General features: G+C 59.5%; 1 protein-coding gene. It reads left to right on the plus strand.

Annotation, left to right across the window (positions count from 1 at the left end):
• Nucleotides 1-79: 79 nt before the first annotated feature.
• Nucleotides 80-1,197 (plus strand): IS3 family transposase gene (locus tag AC1Q61_RS32735; protein ID WP_215516077.1). Its coding sequence is split into 2 segments (ribosomal slippage): nt 80-356 and nt 356-1,197, totalling 1,119 coding nucleotides; the frame shifts between segments, so codons are not numbered across the junction.
• Nucleotides 1,198-1,237: the final 40 nt, after the last annotated feature.

Genomic DNA, 1,237 nt, shown 5'->3' on the forward strand with positions numbered 1-1,237 from the left:
TGGCATGACCCCCATTAAGTGACCCGCTGGTTATGAGAATCCTTCCCGCCCTGATCAAGGGCATGAAAGGCTACAACTCATGGCTGGACGCAAACGGCACACGCCCGAACAGATCATCCGAAAACTGCGCCACGGCGACGAACTCGCGGCCAAGGGCGCCGACGTCGAGGAGATCGCCCGACAACTCGACGTCTCAGTGCCGACGCTCTACAACTGGCGCAAGCAGTACGGCGGCATGAAAGCCGACGATGCCAAAGAGTTCAAGGAACTCAAGAACGAGAACGCCCAACTCAAGAAACTCCTCGCCGAAGCCGAACTCGAAAAGGCCGCACTCAAGGAGATCGCTCGGGGAAAATTCTGAGCCCGACCGCCAAACGAAACGCTGTCATCATGCTCCAGGAAACGATGGGGCTCTCGCAGCGTTTCGCCTGCAAGGTCGTCGGGCAGCCACGATCAACCCAACGCAAGGAATCAGCGAAGAACACCCCGGACGACCCGGACGCCGATCTGCGGAAGTGGTTGCGGGACTGGGCCAAAGCGAATGCGCGCAAGGGATTTCGGCGGGCGTGGGCAGATCTGCGTGCAACTGGCTGGGTGATCAACAAGAAGAAAGTTCAGCGACTGTGGCGCGAGGAAGGGCTGCGGGTGAAGATCCACAGGATCCGGAAACGAGCTGGCGCCTCGACCACTCCGATCACCGAGGCTGATGCACCGAAGGTGGTGTGGGCGATCGACTTCCAGTTCGATTCCACTACGGACGGCCGGAAGTTCAAGATTACCTCGATGGTGGACGAGCACACGCGACAGTCGGTGCTCAACATCGTCGAGCGGTCCATCCCGGCGGAGGATCTCGTCGCGGCCTTGGAGAAGGCGTTCGCGCTCTGGGGCGGCCCGCCGCAAGTGCTGCGGTGCGACAACGGCCCTGAGTTCATCTCCGAGGCATTGAGGACATTCTGCGAGGACCAGGTCGGAATCGGATACGTTCCACCTGGTCAACCGTGGAAGAACGGCTACATCGAATCGTTCAACAACCGGGTCCGTGACGAATGTCTGAACATGAACGAATTCCACAGCCTCCTCGAAGCCCGGGTGGTCATCGAGGACTGGAAGGAGGAGTACAACAACCGACACCGTCATTCGTCACTGGCGTACCGGACCCCGAATGAGTACGCTGCCAGCTGCATTCACACGCATTGATTCTCTGATACCGAGTGGCTCACCAAACGGGGTCCTACCA

This window comes from Rhodococcus sp. MPR-R1B (assembly GCF_058793255.1).